The following is a 15,333-nucleotide window of genomic DNA, read 5'->3' as shown; positions in this document are numbered from 1 at the left end:
GAAAGGTGGCGGGCAGACGCGCGCAGAGGTGGCCCGGCGCGACGGCCGGGCCACCTGCCGGGGAAAGCGTCAGTCGTGGGAAACGGTGAACGCCACCGTCGCGTTGTTGCCGCCGCCACCGGTGCGCGAGCAGGTGTGGTGCGCGGGCACGGTGCAGGAGTAGCTGTTCGAGCCTGCGTAGGGGTTGTTCCAGTGCACGGTCACGTAGCCGGCCCCGGCGAGGAGATACTGGACCTCGCCCTCGGTGCCGGTCATGAAGCCGTCCGACTCGCTCTGCCACGAACCGCTGCGGCCCGGCGGGATGTTGCCCGGGGGCAGCTGGTTGTCGGTCCAGATGCCCCCGTCGAGGCGGTCGTAGGTGCGACCGAGCAGACTGCCGGTGTTGTTGTTGAGCGTGACGTACGTGCTGCGCGCGGCCTGGGCGGTGGCCGGGCTGTGAGCCTTCGTCAGGGCCTTCAGCCGCCGGGGGCCGCCCGTGACCGTGAAGGCGACGTTGGCGTTGTCGCCGCTGCCACCGTTACGCGTGCACGAGTAGCCGTCCGGGACGCTGCAGGAGTAACTGTTGGAACCCGCCCACGGGTTGTCCCAGTGGATCTTGACCTGCCCGCCGTCGACCGCGAAGTCGGCCTCGCCCTCGGTGCCGGTCATGAAGCCGCAGGACTGACTGCCCCACGCGGTGGACTTGCCGCTGGGCAGGTAGTCGGTCGGCAGCTGTCCGTCGGTCCAGCACCCGTGGGCGAGGCTGGCCCAGACCCGCTGCATGCCGCTGCTGCTGTAGTTGTTCACCGTCACGCCGGTGCTGCGCGCGGCGGACGGGGCCGCGGCTGGCCGGGCCGCGTCCTGCCCCGCGGACGCGGAGACGGGAGCGGAAACCGCCGGGGCGGCTTGGGCGGCCGGGGCCGCCGCGACGAGGCCGCCGATCACCAGGGCGGCGCTCACCAGGGACGTGGCCACCGCGCGGGGCGTACCGGCGGCGGAGGTTCGGGGCAGGCGCTTCGTGCTCATCAGGACGGTCACCTTTCGGTCGGGAGGGATGACGGGAGGGATCACGCGGCGCTCGCGGCCTACCAGTACCAGAGGACCCACTCGGAGCCGTGGGTCCAGATGTACTCGACCGTGTAAGCCGCGGCGGTGCCGGCGAGCATCAGCAGCGCACCGGCCGCCTCGGCCGACGCCTTGTCGGGGTACGAGCCGCCCCAGTGGCGGAAGTCGGCGGCGATCCGAGGTGCGGCCGCGGGAGCCTGCGCCGCGATCGCCGAACGACTCGGGTCCGCGGACGCGGCGGCCGCCGCGGGGGAATCGGCGGCGGTGGCGGGCGGGGCGAGGGCCCCGGCCGCCATGACGGCCGCCACGACGGTGAAGCCGACGGTGCCGAGGAGACGTCGGACGGTGGGGTGGGTGGGGACGGGCATCTCCGTGTGCCTTTCTCATCCGGCCCGGCGGAGGGTGGAGGTGTGGTGCACCGGGCACGACCCACCCTGCCGGGCCGGCGGAACGGCGGGCATCGTGGAAAACCACGAGCCGTTCCGGGACCGTGCGCGTTCGCGGTTCAGGTCGCTCCGAACTCCGCGAGCCTGGCCACGAGTTGCGTGCGGCGGGTGACGCCGAGCTTGCGGTAGGCGTTGGTGAGGTGGGTTTCCACCGTGCGGCGGGAGAGGTGGAGTTCGGCACAGATCTGCACGTTCGTCCGGCCCTGGACGGCGAGGCCGACGATCCGTCGCTCGGACGGGCTGAGCGGGCTGTCGCCGTCCACCGGCGCCGTCCGGCACGTTCGGCGGGTGGCGTTGGCGGCGACGGCGTCCCGGGCCTCGACGACCACCCTGCCCCGACCGGTGGAAGAGGGGGCGAGCAGCTGGACCGCCAGGTCGTACGCCTCGCGGAGATCGGCGCTTCCCTTGCGTCGGTTGCCGACCTGGACCCGTGCCCGGCCCAGGTCCAGCAGCGACTCGACCAGCTCCACGGGCGCGGGCGCCGTCCGGAGCAACGCCACCGACTCGGTCAGCGACTCCAGCGCCTGCCGACTGCCGACCACGGCGGCACGGGCCCGCAGCGCCCGGCCGACCGTGCGCGGGGTGCCCCAGGTGCGGGCGTGCGCCAGCTCCTCGTCCGCGAGCGCGCGGCCCTCCACCGGCCGGCCGAGCCGCGCCAGCGCCAGGGCCGCACCGGAGCGCCACGGCGTGGCCACCGGGCTGACGAAGTCGCGGGCGTCCTGACCGGCCCCGCAGGCCAGGAAGGCGTCGAGTGCCGCCCGGTGGTCGCCCTCGTACGCGTGCAGGACACCTCGGGCGTAGTGGAGTTCGTTCCACTCCCAGGAACTGTCCGGGTTCTCCGCTCCGCCGCGTCCCAGGAGCCGCCAGGCCGCCTCGTGCTCGCCGAGTTCGTGCCGGGCGAGGGCGACCATGGCCGTGAGGTGGGTCAGGCGGATGCCGCGTTCCGTGCAGGCGTCCAGCAGCGGGGTGTTCTCGGCGAGGACACGGCCGAAGTCACCGGCCATCAGGGCGGCTTCGGCCCGCACACTGACCAGGCACTGGTGGCCGACGTCGGCCGGGTCGGGCAGGGCGGGCGGCGCGGGGAGGCACGCGTCGGCGAGGGCACGGGCGTCGGTGAGCCGGTCGGCCCACTGGAGCAGGGTGGCCGCGCTGCCGAGCCAGGCGGTGCGGATCCTCGGTTCGACCGGCTCCGGCGACGCGAGCCGCGGCAGCACCAGGTCGAGCACCGCGGCTGCGGACAGCCGGCCCGCCCCCGCGTCGTACTCGGCGACCAGCGCGCGTATCAGCGGCTCGGTCGCTGCGGACGCGGTAACCGCCGACTCCCGCATCCCGGCCACCGCGTCACGCCAGGCGACGGCGTCGTGCGAGGCGATGAGGGCGGTGACCGAGCGGAGGGCGTCGGCGCACCCGGCGTCGTCCGCCGTCCGGTTCTCGCGGTGCAGGACCTTCAGCGCGCTCTCCGTCCGTCCCTGTGCGGCCAGGGCCGTGCCGAGGGCCGATGCGGCAGCGGCGCGGTCGCCCGGATCGGCGTGCAACTCCAGGGCGGCGCGCAGGCGGCGGACGCCGGCGTCGGCGTTGTGGCGCAGTTCGAGGGCGCCCAGGCGCAGGGTGATGTCGGCGCGGCGGCCCACCGGAAGGGGGCCGGTGAGCGCGTGGCGGAGGAAGGCGACGGCCTGCGCCGTCCGGCCCTCGCGGAGCGCTTCCTCGGCGGCGTCCTCCAGGGACTGTGTCATCCACCGCTCCGGGAGCGGGTCGAGGTGCACGAGATGGGCGGCGACGGTCGCTGCGGACGCGCCACTCTCGTCGAGCTCGCGCGCCATCCGGCCGCGGATCACGGCGAGTTCGGCCGGATGGGCGGCGCCGAGGGCGGCCTCGCGGGCCGACGGCTCGCACAGGATCCGCGCGAGGTGGTCGGCGCCGGCCGGCGGGGTGCGGAACTCCGGGCCCAGTGCCGCGACTTCGCGCATCACGGCACGGGGGTGCGGGCAGTGCTGCGCGGCGACGGCCAGGGCGAGGAGGAGGGCGCGGACGACCGGGTCGGCGGACCGGACCCAGCCGGCGACCGTCCGGCCGTAGCGGCTCGGTCCGGGCCCGCCCGCCGCGTCGGCGAGGAGGGCATGGACGAGGGCCGGGTTGCCGTGCGCCGCCGCCGCGGCGCTGCCGGCGAGCCGGCGGACGGCGGCCGGGCTGAGCGGGTCCAGGTGCGACGTGGTTCCGGCAGCCTCGGGCAGCGGGCCGACGAACCCGTCGGCGCTCGCGGTCAGCAGGAGGAACACCGGCAGTCCCGCGAGCCGACGGGCCAGGTAGCCGAGCCAGCGCTTCGACGGTGCGTCGGCCTCGTGCAGGTCGTCGACGGCCAGCAGCAGGGGCTTTCGGCGGGCGTCCCGGGCCACTTCGACGAGAAGACGGTGAAATGTCCGCTGTTCGGCCGCGGAGGATTCACAGACGAAGGGCATCTCCTCCTCCGTCACCGGAAAGAGCTGCCGCAACAGGGCGAACGGGAACGCCCCCTCCTCGCGCGAACCGCGCGCCTGCCGGACGGCCATCGCTCCACGCGCCGACTCCCGCCGGACCACTTCGTCGAGCAAGGCGGTGCGACCCATGCCGGGCAGCGCTCTGACCAACAGCCAGCGCCCGGTCCCGGCTCGCGCGGACGCCCCCGCCTCCTCCGCGAGGGCGGCTGCCTCGCCCCGTTCGGCCATCGGGTTCCCCACTCGTTCCCTCCCGCGGCGTGCCGATCTTCCCTGAGAGGTAGATGGCATTCCGGAGAGTGAGGAGCTGTCGGCTATCGGTCATATTTCCGGCCGGGGTGCCGTGAGGCCCACACCCTCCGGCCCCTTTCCCTCCTGTGGGGGCGGAGACGACGCGGGGGCCTGGGAGAGCGGTGGCTCAGGGCGGGGTGGAGCCGCCACGGCCGAGGCCCATCCTGTGGGGGCGTCCCTCCAGCAGGAGCAGGGCGAGCGTGACGACCGGGTCGAGTGCGGCGTCGCTGTGCGTGTCGAAGACGCGGGCGCCACCGTTGCCCCTGAACCGCTCGCGGACCCGCAGGACGGTGCGCCCGTCGGCGGTCACCGTGAAGAGCAGCTTCGGCCAGAGCCATTGGCGGTGGATACGGTATTCCTGGGACCACAGCCGCACGGTGTTCCCCAGCCGCCCGCCCACCTGCTGCTCCTGCGGTCCGTCGGTGGATGGATGCGGGGATTCGGTACGGGACGACCGCGGGAGTTCCCGCCGTCACTCCGGGGCCGGCCGGACCGGCAGGATCCGGTCGGGTACGTCGGCGGCCCGGGCCTCGCGGGTCGCGTACACCCGCAGGGTCTCACCGGCCAGGACCACCTGGGGATCGGTCCACGTCTCGTGGGGTCCCGGGACCAGTGTCCGAGCAGAACCGTGGGCGGCGTCGTGGATCAGGACGGAGACGATACCGGTGACCAGCGTCCCCGGCCCGTACGACTGCCGGGGATGATCGTCCGGCCCTTCCACCCGCACCACCAGGAACCTGCCGTCGAGCCAGTGCCCGTACGAGTCCGGACCGGTCCCGGAACCGACCGGGACACCGTCCACCCACAGCCGCACGGCCGACGCCGACGTGTCGCGCCAGAACACCGCGCGATGCCGGTCGTCGCCACCGCTGAACCGTACATGGACCTCGAAGTCCGCCCGGAAACCGTGGAATCCGCCGCAGGCACCCCGGACCGGACCCTCACGCTCGCCATGCGGAACCTCCTCCTCGGCGGCCGACGGCACGGCAGGATCCAGTCGGCAGACCGACGGTTCGCGGCAGGCGCGATCGATGCGCCGCGTGCACCCGAACCCCGCCGCCGCGCAGTCGCGCGGGGACGCGGCGGACAAGAGGTCGACGAGGCGCTCCCGATAGGCGTCCCGGCCGACCCGACGCATCCCGTCCCGTGCCTCCTGCCACCATACGAGCAGTTCGGTTCCCGGCGGCGACTGCCGCAGCCACCCGTCCCACGTCTCGTCCCGCACCACGGACACCTCCTCGCGAGTTCCACGCCGCCCCACTCCGCCGGAGACCCGCCACCGGCGTCGTCCCCCCGCCCCGTCGATCGCCGGGGAGGGCCAGGCTTCCAGACGGACGTCGTACCGGTGAACCGGTTTACGCCGACGGACCGCTCGTTCACGGATCGTGCCCCGGGCAGCGCCCCGACCACGAGTGAACCGGGCCTCGATCCGGTGGGACCGGAGGTCGGCGGCCCGAACTCGTCCGTACAGAAGACGAGTTCGGACCCACCGGCCTCGGGCACGGTCTCCCCGGCCCCGCATGCGTCCAGCCACCCGATCGTTCTGGCCGCCGGATGTCACCCGGCGCGGCGACCGGGCCGTGCGTCACGACGGGGCCGTGCGTCACGACGGGGCGGACTTCCGGAACACGCCCTAGTTGCCGAGCATCTCGTCCATGCCGGTGATCTCGGACGACTGCGAGGTGACGATCGACTTCGCCATCGTCGTGGCGGGGCCGTAGGAGCCCTTGGCCCGCTCGGTCTTCGCCATCGCGATCGCGCCTTCGTGATGGCTGATCATCATGTGCAGGAACGCCTTGTCGAAGGCGTCACCGGAGAGCCCCTTCAGCTCGGCCATGTCCCCGCTCGACATCATGCCGGGCATCGCTGAGCCGGAGTGGTCCATGCCGGGCATGTCCTCAGTGCCGGACGGGCTGGTGCCCGGGACCTTCGCGTCCCAGGCCTTCAGCCAGCCGGACATGGTGTCGATCTCAGGATCCTGCGCCTGCTCGATCTTCGCGGCCAGGTCCTTCACCTGCTGGGACTTCGCCCGGGAGGCGGCCAGGCCGGCCATGGCCACGGCCTGCCGGTGGTGCGGGATCATCCCCTGGGCGAACGACACGTCCTGCGCGTTGTGGCCGCCCTGCGCGGCAGAAGCGGTGCCCGAAGGGCCGGCGGTGGACATCGCCCCCATGTCGTGGCCCGTGTGCTCCGACGAGGAGGAATCGCTGCTGCCGCAGGCGGCCAGCACCACCGCTGCGGTGATGGCGGCGGCCGGGGCCACGGTCCGGCGGAGGAGGGTACGGCGAAGTGCCATGAGAGGTACAACTCCTTGAAGTGCCCGCGCCCACGCGCGGGGGATACGGATGTATGCAGGCCGGAGCACGCCACCCCGTCAGAGGGTGTCGTGCGGGAGCCTCTAGATCCGCAGGAGCTGCAACTCGGAAAGATCGGGCGGTGCGCGGCCGTCGACCGGTCCGGGAGCCGGGCCGCCGCCGACGGTCGCCGCAGGTTCGACACGAGCGGTCACGCCGGGCATCAGCGCGGGCGGCACGTAAGCAGTGGACGTACCGCCTGCCGCGCATGTCCCGCCGGCGTGGTCCATGGCCATGCCGCTGTCGCCCGCATCGGACAGATGCCGGCAGTCCGCACCGGCGACATGGACGGGTGCGAGGTGATGCCCGGGAGCCTCGGCCGACATCATCACGTCGTGCCGGCCCGCAGCCGGCATACCGGCAGGGGAGAGGGCGTGCATGCCCAGCACCCCCGCCACCAGGGCCAGGGCCAGCCACATCCAGCGCACAGAACTCGCCCCGGAGTCGGTGCGAGCGCTGGAGATCATGGGCTCATCCTAGGAGATCTCCTCCAGCCCGGCGGCCGAACACTCGGCCGAGTGCCTCATCCCACATCGTCCTTCCCCGACTGGCCGATGCGCCCCTCGCCCGTGTCGCCACACAGCGCTTCCTGCCCCGGCGCCGCCGCTCACGGCCTCGAACTCGAGGATCCGCCACACACCGTCGAGCCGAACGTCACGGTGTCCCACCGGGACCACGCCGACGACCGCACCGGCCCAGGCCGGGTGCGGAAACCCTCCGGCGTGAAGCGATCGTGCCACTGCGCAGACACCGCCGCCCGCGCATCAGTCGGGTCCGCGCGGCCTCACATCCGGGATCTCAGTACGTCGACCTCGCAGCCCGGCGCGGACGGGTCGAAGCCGTGCCCGACCAGCCAGCGAATCACCAGCAGGCTCCGTAACGACCACCATCCGCGGATCACGTCGAGGTCGACGTCGGTGCCATAGCCGGCGACGACGTCGCCGAGGTGCTCCTCGTGTCCGAGCGTCAAGGTGGCGAGGTCGAACAGGGCGTCACCCCGGCTCGCCTCGGACCAGTCGATGATGCCGGTGATCTCGTCGCCGTCGACGAACACGTGGGTGATCTGCAGGTCGCCGTGTGTGAACACCGGAGTCCACGGCCGGAGCGCGGCCTCGGCGACCTGGCGGTTGCGGGTGACCAGGTCGGCGGGCAGGACGCCGTTCGTCACGAGCCACGCGCACTCGCCGTCGAGATCCGCCGCCAGCTCGTCGAGGCCCCGGCCGGGCCAGGGTGGCAACGGCGCCTCGTGCAGCTCCCGCACGGCGGCGCCCGCCCTGGCCCACGCCACCGGCGACGCGGTCGACGGCTCGCCGAGGCGGCCGAGTGCCGTCCCCGGGACCGCGGCGATCGCGAGCACGGGCGGCTTGCGCCACAGGACCTCCGGGGTCGGGACCGGCGCCAGGGCCATCGCCTCGACCTCGACGTCGACGCGCGCCTGATCGGCGTCCACCTTCAGGAACACGTCGCCGACGCGCAGGGTCGCACGCTCGGAATGGGCGACGACGACCTCCACCTCATCCATGGCGACCAGTATCCCGGGACGACCGTCGACGGCGCCGGGTTCACCGCGCGACCGCGCGGCCGACCACGTCCCGTCGGCAGGCGGCCGCGTGCACGACACCGACCGCCGGCCGGATCAGGCCCGTACTTTCGCCTAGGGGACTTGATTGGTGTGGGCGATCTGGATCAGGTTGCCGCAGGTGTCATCCAGCACCGCGGTGGTGACCGGCCCCATCTCGGCCGGCTCCTGCGTGAACTCCACCCCCAGTTCACGCAGGCGGGCGTACTCCGCGTGCACGTCGTCGACGGCGAAGGAGGTGACCGGGATGCCGTCCTTGGCCAGCGCTTCCTTGTACGGCCTCACCGCGGGGTGGCTGTCCGGCTCCAGCACCAGTTCGGTTCCTTCGGGATCCTCGGGCGACACCACGGTCAGCCACCGGTGCTCGCCGAGCGGGACCTCGTGCTTCTTCACGAACCCCAGCACCTCCGTGTAGAAGCGCAGGGCCTTGTCCTGGTCGTCGACGCAGACGCTCGACAGGTGGATCTTCATTTTCCGGTCTCCGGTGCATCGGGCTTGAGCCATCGGGAAACGATCTGCTCGAGCGGTTCGGTGGTGAGGTCGTGGAACTTGTAGCGGCCCTGGCGCCGGGTCCGTACCAGACCCGCGGCTTCCAGCACGGCGAGGTGCTGGCTGATCGCCTGGCGGGACGATCCCAGGCCGTGCTTGGTCGTGAGGCGCGCGCAGATCTCGAACAGGGTCTGACCGTTCCGCTCCGTCAGCTCGTCGAGGATCTTTCTGCGGGTGGGGTCGGCAAGGGCCTTGAAGACATCGTCCGGCACGAGCCCACCATAGGCAAGTGGTGGCTTGCCTATCAAGCCGGTGTCCGGCGCGGGCCGGCCGAGCCTGATCGGATCAGCATCCGGGCGGTCACCCGGGAAGGAGTGCGTCTGCCGTGTCGTTCCAGGTCGGGCCGCCCCTTGCGGCGCCGCCTGCGACGCGTCCTCGATCCGGACATCCGGGGCGGTTTTTACCGCGGTGACTGTGCGGTGCGGTCATTTCGAAGGGCCTGGATGAGCCAGGGGTACACCGGGATCAGGTTCGGCACCACCTGCCAGCCGTTGACGATCCACACCAGACGCCAGTACCGATCCACCAGGGGATCGTGCGCCTCCTCGAACTCCTGCGCCATCCAGTGTCGGAATTCCGTGTCAGGGGTGCGCGCGAACACCTCGGCGAAGCGGTGCACGAGGTCGTCGACGACCGGCGCGGCCCTGTCGCTGAGCGGGTCCACGCCCGCCTCCATGGCCTCGGCCACCTTCTGACGGGTGAACTCCGTCAGTTCCCCGCCGGCCTCGCTCTCGATGCCGAGCGCGCGTCCGGCGGCCTGGCGCGTGGCTGTCCGGCGCATCCGGGTACGGAAGTCCTCGTCGCCGACCAGTTCGGCGAGTTCCACCCACGCGGTGACCTGCTCGCCGGTCGGATCATCGGGGAGGTCGGGGGCGGCAGCGCGCACCATGGCCATCGCGGTCGGGTCGGCATCCACCGTGCCGAAGGTGCCGTGCACGAAATCGTCGATCAGACGTCGGCGTTCCTCGCCGGACAACTGCGTGAGCCTGTGCATGAGTTTGGTCTCCTCGGGACTGGACCCGCGTCCGGCCACGACTCGCAGAACGCTCCGGCGCAGTAGCAGCGCCCGGATCTGGACGTCCATGGCGTCGGCGTGTGCCGCGGCGACTTCTGCCAACGAGAGCTCGCGGTCCAGTACCCGTTGAATCGTGGGCAGGTCCATGCCCAGCTCGCGCAGTGTGCGGACGAGTTCCAGACGGAGCAGCGCGTCGAGGTCGTAGAGCCGATAGCCGGCGGGACTTCGGGTGGTCGGCGCCACCACCCCCGAGTCGGAGTAGAACCGGATCGTTCTCACGGACAAGCCGGTCCGCCGGGAAAGCTCCCCGATCGAGTAGAGGGTCGTAACGTCCATGTCCCCACTCTGCTGTCTCCAGTCACTGGAGACTCAAGGCCTTTTTCCGGCTCGGCCGACGAGGGCGGCGACATGTGCCACCGCTCGCCGCCGGGCATGGGCGCGAGTCCTCGGACAGCGTCGTGCCCGTCCGGGTTCGCGTGCCGAGGCCCATGCGGCGCAGGTCCGTGCGAGGCGGCCGAGCGGTGTGCCGGACGCGTCCTCACGGCCTCCTCCCGGGCCGGGGACGGGCGGCTGCAACGGTTCGTTCGTCAGGCGAATCGCACGGGCAGGGTGCGAGTGCCGCGGATGAGCATTCCCGGCAGCCACTCCAGCGCCGCCGGGCGGGCGTCAAGGGCGAGTTCGGGGCAGCGTTCCAGCAGCGAGCGCAGGGCGATCCGGCCTTCCAGGCGGGCCAGGGGCGCGCCGATGCAGTAGTGGATCCCGTGGCCGAATCCGAGGTGGCCGCGGGCGTCGCGGCGGATGTCGAAGGTGTCGGGCTCCTCGTAGCGGTTCGGGTCGCGGTGGGCGGCTGCGAGCGAGATCAGCACCGGTTCCAGGGCGGGGACGACGGTGCCGGCGATCTCGACGGGCTCGGTGGTGCAACGGTTGGTCGACGACTTCAGCGGGCCGTCGTAGCGCAGCATTTCCTCGACGGCGCCGTCGAGCAGGCTCATGTCGGCCCGAAGCGCGGCGAGTTGTCCGGGATGGGTGAGCAGGGCGCGCACCCCGTTGGAGATCAGGTTGACCGTGGTCTCGTGGCCTGCCACCAGCAACAGGAAGGCCATGCCCACGAGTTCGTCAGGCGTCAGCCGGTCGTCGTCCTCGTCGGTGGCGCGGATCAGCGCGCTCATCAGATCGTCGCCGGGACTGCGGTGCTTGTCCTCGATCAACGACTTCAGGAAGGAGGCGAGTTCACCGAAGGCCCGGCCGGCTGCTTCCTCGCCGGTGGGCGCCACGACCTCGTTGGACCAGCGCCGGAACTCTTCGCGCTCCATGTCGGGCACGCCCAGCAGCTCGCAGATGACGGTGATGGGCAGCGGGTACGCCAACGACTCGACCAGGTCGGCCCGCCCGTCGGGCCGCTTCAGCATGGCGTCCATCAGGCCGTCGGTGATCTCCTGGACGCGTGGTGCCAGGGCCTCGACCCGGCGCGGGGTGAACTCACGGCTGACGAGCTTGCGCAGCCGGGTGTGCTCGGGCGGGTCGGCGATCAGCATGTGACGTCCGATCAGGGTGTTGTCATCAGTGATCCAGCCCAGCTTCCGCATGTCCTTGGACAGCCGGGGGTCGGCGAGCGCGGCTCGTGCCTCCTCGTGGCCGACGATCAGCCAGAACTCGCCCCCGCCGGCATCGCGCACCTTGTGCACCGGCCCCTGTTCGCGCAGTTCGGCGAGGAACGGGTGCGGGTCGGCGGTGAAGCGCTCGCCGTAGGCCGTCAGGTCGATGATGCCCATGGGTGCCCCCGTTGCCGTGGCGCTTCCTGATCTTCCTGTCCTCCGCACGCTAACTCGTTCGCAGCCGGTGACGCATCGTCCACCAGGACGATGGCCGGAATGCGGCATCCGCCCGCCCGGGCGGGCGAGCGGGCGAGGCCGATCACGATGGCCAGGCGGAGGAACTCCTCGTCCTCCAGCGAGAGGTGGACCTCCGATGCGGAGGAACCGTCGAGCGGTTGCGTGGAGTTGAGGGCCGAACGGTCCGGGGAACGCGCTGGATTCGTTGGGGGGAGCGCGCTGATCGTGCGAGCGTGCCGGGGGTGGCAGCCGTTCGCGGGGTGCGGATCAGTGCCAGTCGCTGATCCGTACGTCGTGCGGGTGCGGCGCACCGGCTCCCGTCTCCGCCAGGGACTTCAGGCTCATCAGGAACAGTGCCCACTTGGTGGTGCAGTGGTTCATGAACTCCACCTGTTCGCGCCATCCTTCGTGCGCGAACAGGATGATCGTCCACTCGCCCTCCTGCTTGAGGTCGAAGGTCACCGTGGTGCCGATCCATTCCTCGGGTCCGTCGACGACCTCCCACCGCACCCGGGTGTCCGGTCGCAGTTCGAGGACCTTCATGTCGAAGCCGCCGACGTCGCCGAAGCGGAACCGCAACATGTCGCCGTCGCTGCCCTTGGTGTCGGTCGTCCACCATGCGGCCAGACCGTCGACCGTGGTGAGTGCCTGATAGACCGTGTCCCGGGATGCCGTGGTGCCGACCCGGTGCAGGATGTCCGCCATCTCGATCTCCTCACTTCTTCGTGTTCTCGGCTCGTCGGATCGCCTCTGCGAGGCTCTTGACGCGCTGCAGTCGGGCATCCCATAGCGTGCCCACCGACTGCAACTGGGCTACTGCGCGTGCCAGTTGCGCCTCGTCGACGTGGTAGCGCCGCTCCCGGCCGGCCGGCGTGGACCGGACGAGGCCGGCCCGGTCGAGCACGGTCAGATGCTTGGTCACGGCCTGTCTGGTGACGGGCAGGCGGGCGCTGAGGGTCGTCGCGGTGCCCTGCCCCTCGGCCAGCAGCAGGTCGATCATGCGGCGCCGGGTCGGGTCCCCGATCGCCGACCACAGGTCGTCGTCGATTCCGGTGCTCATCGTGCGCCCGCCACCTGCTTGGCGGTTGCGACCAGACGGGGCAGGTAGAAGTCCCAGCCCTGCCGGTGGTCGTTGTAGTGCGCCTCGAGCACGGCGGCTTCCCAGCCGCGTTCGCGGTACCCGCTCTCCCGGAAACGGAGTGTGGTCCCCTCACCGGCCGGGACGAGTTCGAAGGTCACCAGCAGCGAGTTGCCGGGGTCCGCGGTCTCTCCCTCGTCGTGGGTCCAGCGGAACGACAGGGTGTGCGGCGGGTCGGACTCGACGACCGTGAACGGCACGGACTTGCGGACGCCGCTGCTCTCGTCCGTCCATGTGAGGCTGCCCGGCTTGCCGGGGTCCGCCTCGAAGTCGGTCTCCGCGCTCCACCAGTCCCGGATGTGCTCAGGGGTGGTGAGCACATCGAACACCACCTGGGGCGGGGCGTCGACGTACAGCTCGCGCTCGATGCTTCCGTACTCCATGTCCGCAGCCACCTTTCGCAACCTTTGGTTGCGTATCACGATAGGCGACGGTGACGTCTTTCGCAACCGAAGGTTGCTCATGGGTGCCGGGTCCGTGCGGTGACCCCCGCCTGCTCGTCCATGCGCGCCCTGGGTCCGCGGGGAGGGTGCGGGGGTGTGTCGCACTGGAACGGCGCGCGGGGCGAATCGATCCAGCATGATCTATTCGGTAGATTTACCTGAAAGTCGCACAAGTGCGGTGTCTGGGCGGCAATATGGCCTGATCTTCCCTGAACGACGCACTCGAGGCCGCGCCATGACCAGATCACAGTTTCCGCCGGATCCCTACGCGAGGCCGCAGCACCCGGGCCGTCAAGCCCCTGGTGACTCCCATCGGAGCGCGCTCGTCGTGGCCCTGATCGGTGCCGCGGCCACGATCGTCGCGGCCCTGATCGGACTGTTCGTGCAGCTGAGCGGCGATGTGGAGCAACGTGCCTCCGGTCCGTCGCTCGACGGCGCGTCGCCCGCCTCCGACGCGCCCGGCGTGCCCGACACCTCCGTCGTTCCCCGCGGCTCGGTACCGCCGAGCACGCTCGCGGCGTCCGGCGGAGCCGACGGGACCCCGGTCGCCCCGACTCCGACCCCGATCCTCACCGCTCCGACGCCCGTCGGTCTGCCGGAGGAGTTCCTCGGACGCTGGCAGGGCTACGCCGAGGAGGTCGACGCCACCAGTACCGACCACTACCGCGTCACCGTGGAACTGGACCAGGGCACACCGCGGGGGCAGGTCGGCAGCGTCCACTACGCGATGGAGTCCTCCGACTGCTACGGCACCGTGACCCTGACCACGGTCGACGGCACGGACCGGGTGACCCTCGGGGAGAACATCCAGTCCGGCAACTGCGTCACGAACGGTCGCATCACCCTGACCCTGCGCCCCGGCGACACGGTGGACTTCGCCTACGAAACGACCAAACGGGACGGCACCCGGCAGTCGGTGAACGCGGGCCTGGAACGCGTCGCCTGACCGGTGGAGGGGACGAGGACGCCGGAGCACTTCGAGGGCGCCGGAGCGCTTCGAGGCGACTGCTTGCGTACGGCCCCCTGGCGCGACCTCGACCGCATCGCCAGGCCGGCGGTCCGGGCACTGGCCGGTGACCTGGCCCGCGCCGCGCATCTCCTCTCGCCCACGGAGCCGCCCGTGGTCCTCGATCCGGACGGAACGCTCCTCGTCACGGTCGGGGAAGACGGCCAGCTGTGGGTTCTGGGCCCGGAGACCGGCATGCCCGTACGAGCCTTCGGCGACGGTGGCGGCGTCCGGGGCGTACGGGCCGCGGTGTTCAGCGCGGACGGCGGGGTGCTGGCCACGGCCGACGGCGAAGGACTGCTGCACCTGTGGGACGTCGCGGACGGCCGAGTCGAGAGAACCCTGACAGGCACCCTGCGAGGAGTGCGCCTGCCGGCCTTCGACGCGGACCGGAGCGTGCTCGCGGCCGCAGGCGACCAGGAGACCGTCCACCTCTGGAACCTGGACACGGGCATCGCGATGCACGCCCTGCGCCATGACGGCGCGCAGACCGTACGGGCGGTCGCCTTCAGCGCGGACGGGAGCCTGGTCGCAACGGCGGGAGACGACGGAACCGTACGCCAGTGGAACCCGGCTTCGGGCACCGCTCGGCACACCCTCACCGGCCACGAAGGCCCCGTCAGCGCGGTGGCGTTCAGCGGTCCACGACTGGCGTCGTGCGGCGAGGACGGAAAGATCCGGGTCTGGGACCCGGTCAGTGGGGCGGCGGTGACCCTGATGCGCACGGACAGCCCTTTGCGGTGCTGCGGTTGGAGCCCGGACGGCCGGACCCTCTTCGCCGGCGGCCGGGGCGGTCTGTTCGGCTACGACTTTCACCCCGGCCTGACGAGCCGCTGAAGGGGGAGGCCTCGCGCCCAAGTCGGGCCGGCGGCCGGGACCGTGAGGCGGCTCGGCCCTGGGGGTGTTCTCAGGGCGGTGGCCGGCGTCCCGTCCGACCCTCGGACGCTTCCCGCCACCGGGCGGTGTCTACGCCGTGACCTGCGGCCACCGCATGGTCGTTCGTGCCGTTGAGCGGTGGAGACGGCGCCTCTGAGCGGTGTGGTCGCCGAGCAGGTACGTCGTGGTCGACATCCCTTCCCCGAGGGGGAGGAATGTCAACCCCAGGTCTGGTGGCACAGGGTCGCGATCTCGGAGGACGTGACCCCGTCCGCCTGGCGGCACAGCT

17 protein-coding genes are annotated in these 15,333 nt (G+C 71.7%); 2 read left to right on the top strand and 15 right to left on the bottom strand.

The genetic code is table 11. The features are described 5' to 3' along the window. Positions 1-69: 69 nt before the first annotated feature. The 15 genes from CW362_RS21980 to CW362_RS21905 all read right to left on the bottom strand — a co-directional run bounded on the left by CW362_RS21980 (position 70) and on the right by CW362_RS21905 (position 13,102). Positions 70-1,005, bottom strand: coding sequence for an aegerolysin family protein (locus CW362_RS21980; protein WP_107502016.1), 936 nt, complete (start codon positions 1,003-1,005; stop codon positions 70-72). A gap of 59 nt (positions 1,006-1,064) precedes the next feature. Then, on the bottom strand, positions 1,065-1,412 hold the full coding sequence (locus CW362_RS21970) for a hypothetical protein (RefSeq protein WP_103551224.1): 348 nt from the start codon (positions 1,410-1,412) through the stop codon (positions 1,065-1,067). A gap of 137 nt (positions 1,413-1,549) precedes the next feature. Continuing rightward, entirely contained in the window at positions 1,550-4,204 is a 2,655-nt protein-coding gene (locus CW362_RS21965) for a LuxR family transcriptional regulator (RefSeq protein ID WP_162684172.1), read from the bottom strand. A gap of 175 nt (positions 4,205-4,379) precedes the next feature. Continuing rightward, the gene (locus tag CW362_RS21960; RefSeq protein ID WP_103551222.1) at positions 4,380-4,652 is read right to left on the bottom strand and encodes a hypothetical protein; all 273 of its coding nucleotides are present in this window, start codon (positions 4,650-4,652) and stop codon (positions 4,380-4,382) included. Between the two features lie 72 nt (positions 4,653-4,724). Next, complete coding sequence (locus CW362_RS21955; protein ID WP_162684171.1) at positions 4,725-5,477, bottom strand: hypothetical protein; 753 nt, start codon at positions 5,475-5,477, stop codon at positions 4,725-4,727. 408 nt (positions 5,478-5,885) lie between these two features. Then, complete coding sequence (locus tag CW362_RS21950) at positions 5,886-6,548, bottom strand: DUF305 domain-containing protein (RefSeq protein WP_103551220.1); 663 nt, start codon at positions 6,546-6,548, stop codon at positions 5,886-5,888. Between the two features lie 102 nt (positions 6,549-6,650). Continuing rightward, the gene (locus CW362_RS21945) at positions 6,651-7,073 is read right to left on the bottom strand and encodes a DUF6153 family protein (RefSeq protein WP_103551219.1); all 423 of its coding nucleotides are present in this window, start codon (positions 7,071-7,073) and stop codon (positions 6,651-6,653) included. Positions 7,074-7,390: 317 nt separating this feature from the next. Next, complete coding sequence (locus CW362_RS21940; RefSeq protein ID WP_103551218.1) at positions 7,391-8,128, bottom strand: phosphotransferase family protein; 738 nt, start codon at positions 8,126-8,128, stop codon at positions 7,391-7,393. 132 nt (positions 8,129-8,260) lie between these two features. Beyond that, complete coding sequence (locus tag CW362_RS21935; protein ID WP_103551217.1) at positions 8,261-8,656, bottom strand: VOC family protein; 396 nt, start codon at positions 8,654-8,656, stop codon at positions 8,261-8,263. Further along, entirely contained in the window at positions 8,653-8,946 is a 294-nt protein-coding gene (locus CW362_RS21930; protein WP_103551216.1) for an ArsR/SmtB family transcription factor, read from the bottom strand. Before CW362_RS21930 ends, CW362_RS21935 begins: the two co-directional genes overlap by 4 nt. Positions 8,947-9,134: 188 nt before the next feature. Next, positions 9,135-10,085 (bottom strand): MerR family transcriptional regulator, encoded by a 951-nt coding sequence (locus CW362_RS21925; protein WP_103551215.1) that lies wholly within the window; start codon positions 10,083-10,085, stop codon positions 9,135-9,137. 251 nt (positions 10,086-10,336) lie between these two features. Next, complete coding sequence (locus CW362_RS21920) at positions 10,337-11,521, bottom strand: cytochrome P450 family protein (RefSeq protein ID WP_103551214.1); 1,185 nt, start codon at positions 11,519-11,521, stop codon at positions 10,337-10,339. 327 nt (positions 11,522-11,848) lie between these two features. Beyond that, positions 11,849-12,286 (bottom strand): SRPBCC family protein, encoded by a 438-nt coding sequence (locus tag CW362_RS21915; protein WP_103551213.1) that lies wholly within the window; start codon positions 12,284-12,286, stop codon positions 11,849-11,851. A 10-nt stretch (positions 12,287-12,296) separates the two neighbouring features. Next, positions 12,297-12,641: an ArsR/SmtB family transcription factor gene (locus CW362_RS21910; protein ID WP_103551212.1), complete on the bottom strand. Its 345-nt coding sequence runs from the start codon at positions 12,639-12,641 to the stop codon at positions 12,297-12,299. Continuing rightward, positions 12,638-13,102, bottom strand: coding sequence for an SRPBCC domain-containing protein (locus tag CW362_RS21905; protein WP_103551211.1), 465 nt, complete (start codon positions 13,100-13,102; stop codon positions 12,638-12,640). Before CW362_RS21905 ends, CW362_RS21910 begins: the two co-directional genes overlap by 4 nt. Before the next feature lie 388 nt (positions 13,103-13,490). On the opposite strand from CW362_RS21905, the gene CW362_RS21900 reads away from it, so the two are divergent. Together CW362_RS21900 and CW362_RS21895 are read left to right on the top strand one after the other, a co-directional pair. Beyond that, positions 13,491-14,108 carry a hypothetical protein gene (locus CW362_RS21900; RefSeq protein ID WP_103551210.1) on the top strand — a complete coding sequence of 206 codons (618 nt, stop codon included), beginning with the start codon at positions 13,491-13,493 and terminating at the stop codon, positions 14,106-14,108. 63 nt (positions 14,109-14,171) lie between these two features. After that, positions 14,172-15,005 carry a WD40 repeat domain-containing protein gene (locus CW362_RS21895; protein ID WP_103551209.1) on the top strand — a complete coding sequence of 278 codons (834 nt, stop codon included), beginning with the start codon at positions 14,172-14,174 and terminating at the stop codon, positions 15,003-15,005. Positions 15,006-15,333: the final 328 nt, after the last annotated feature.

The sequence above is a fragment of the Streptomyces populi genome, assembly GCF_002911015.1.
Taxonomy (GTDB): Bacteria; Actinomycetota; Actinomycetes; order Streptomycetales; family Streptomycetaceae; genus Streptomyces; species Streptomyces populi.
This window is presented reverse-complemented; position numbering and strand designations above follow the sequence as displayed.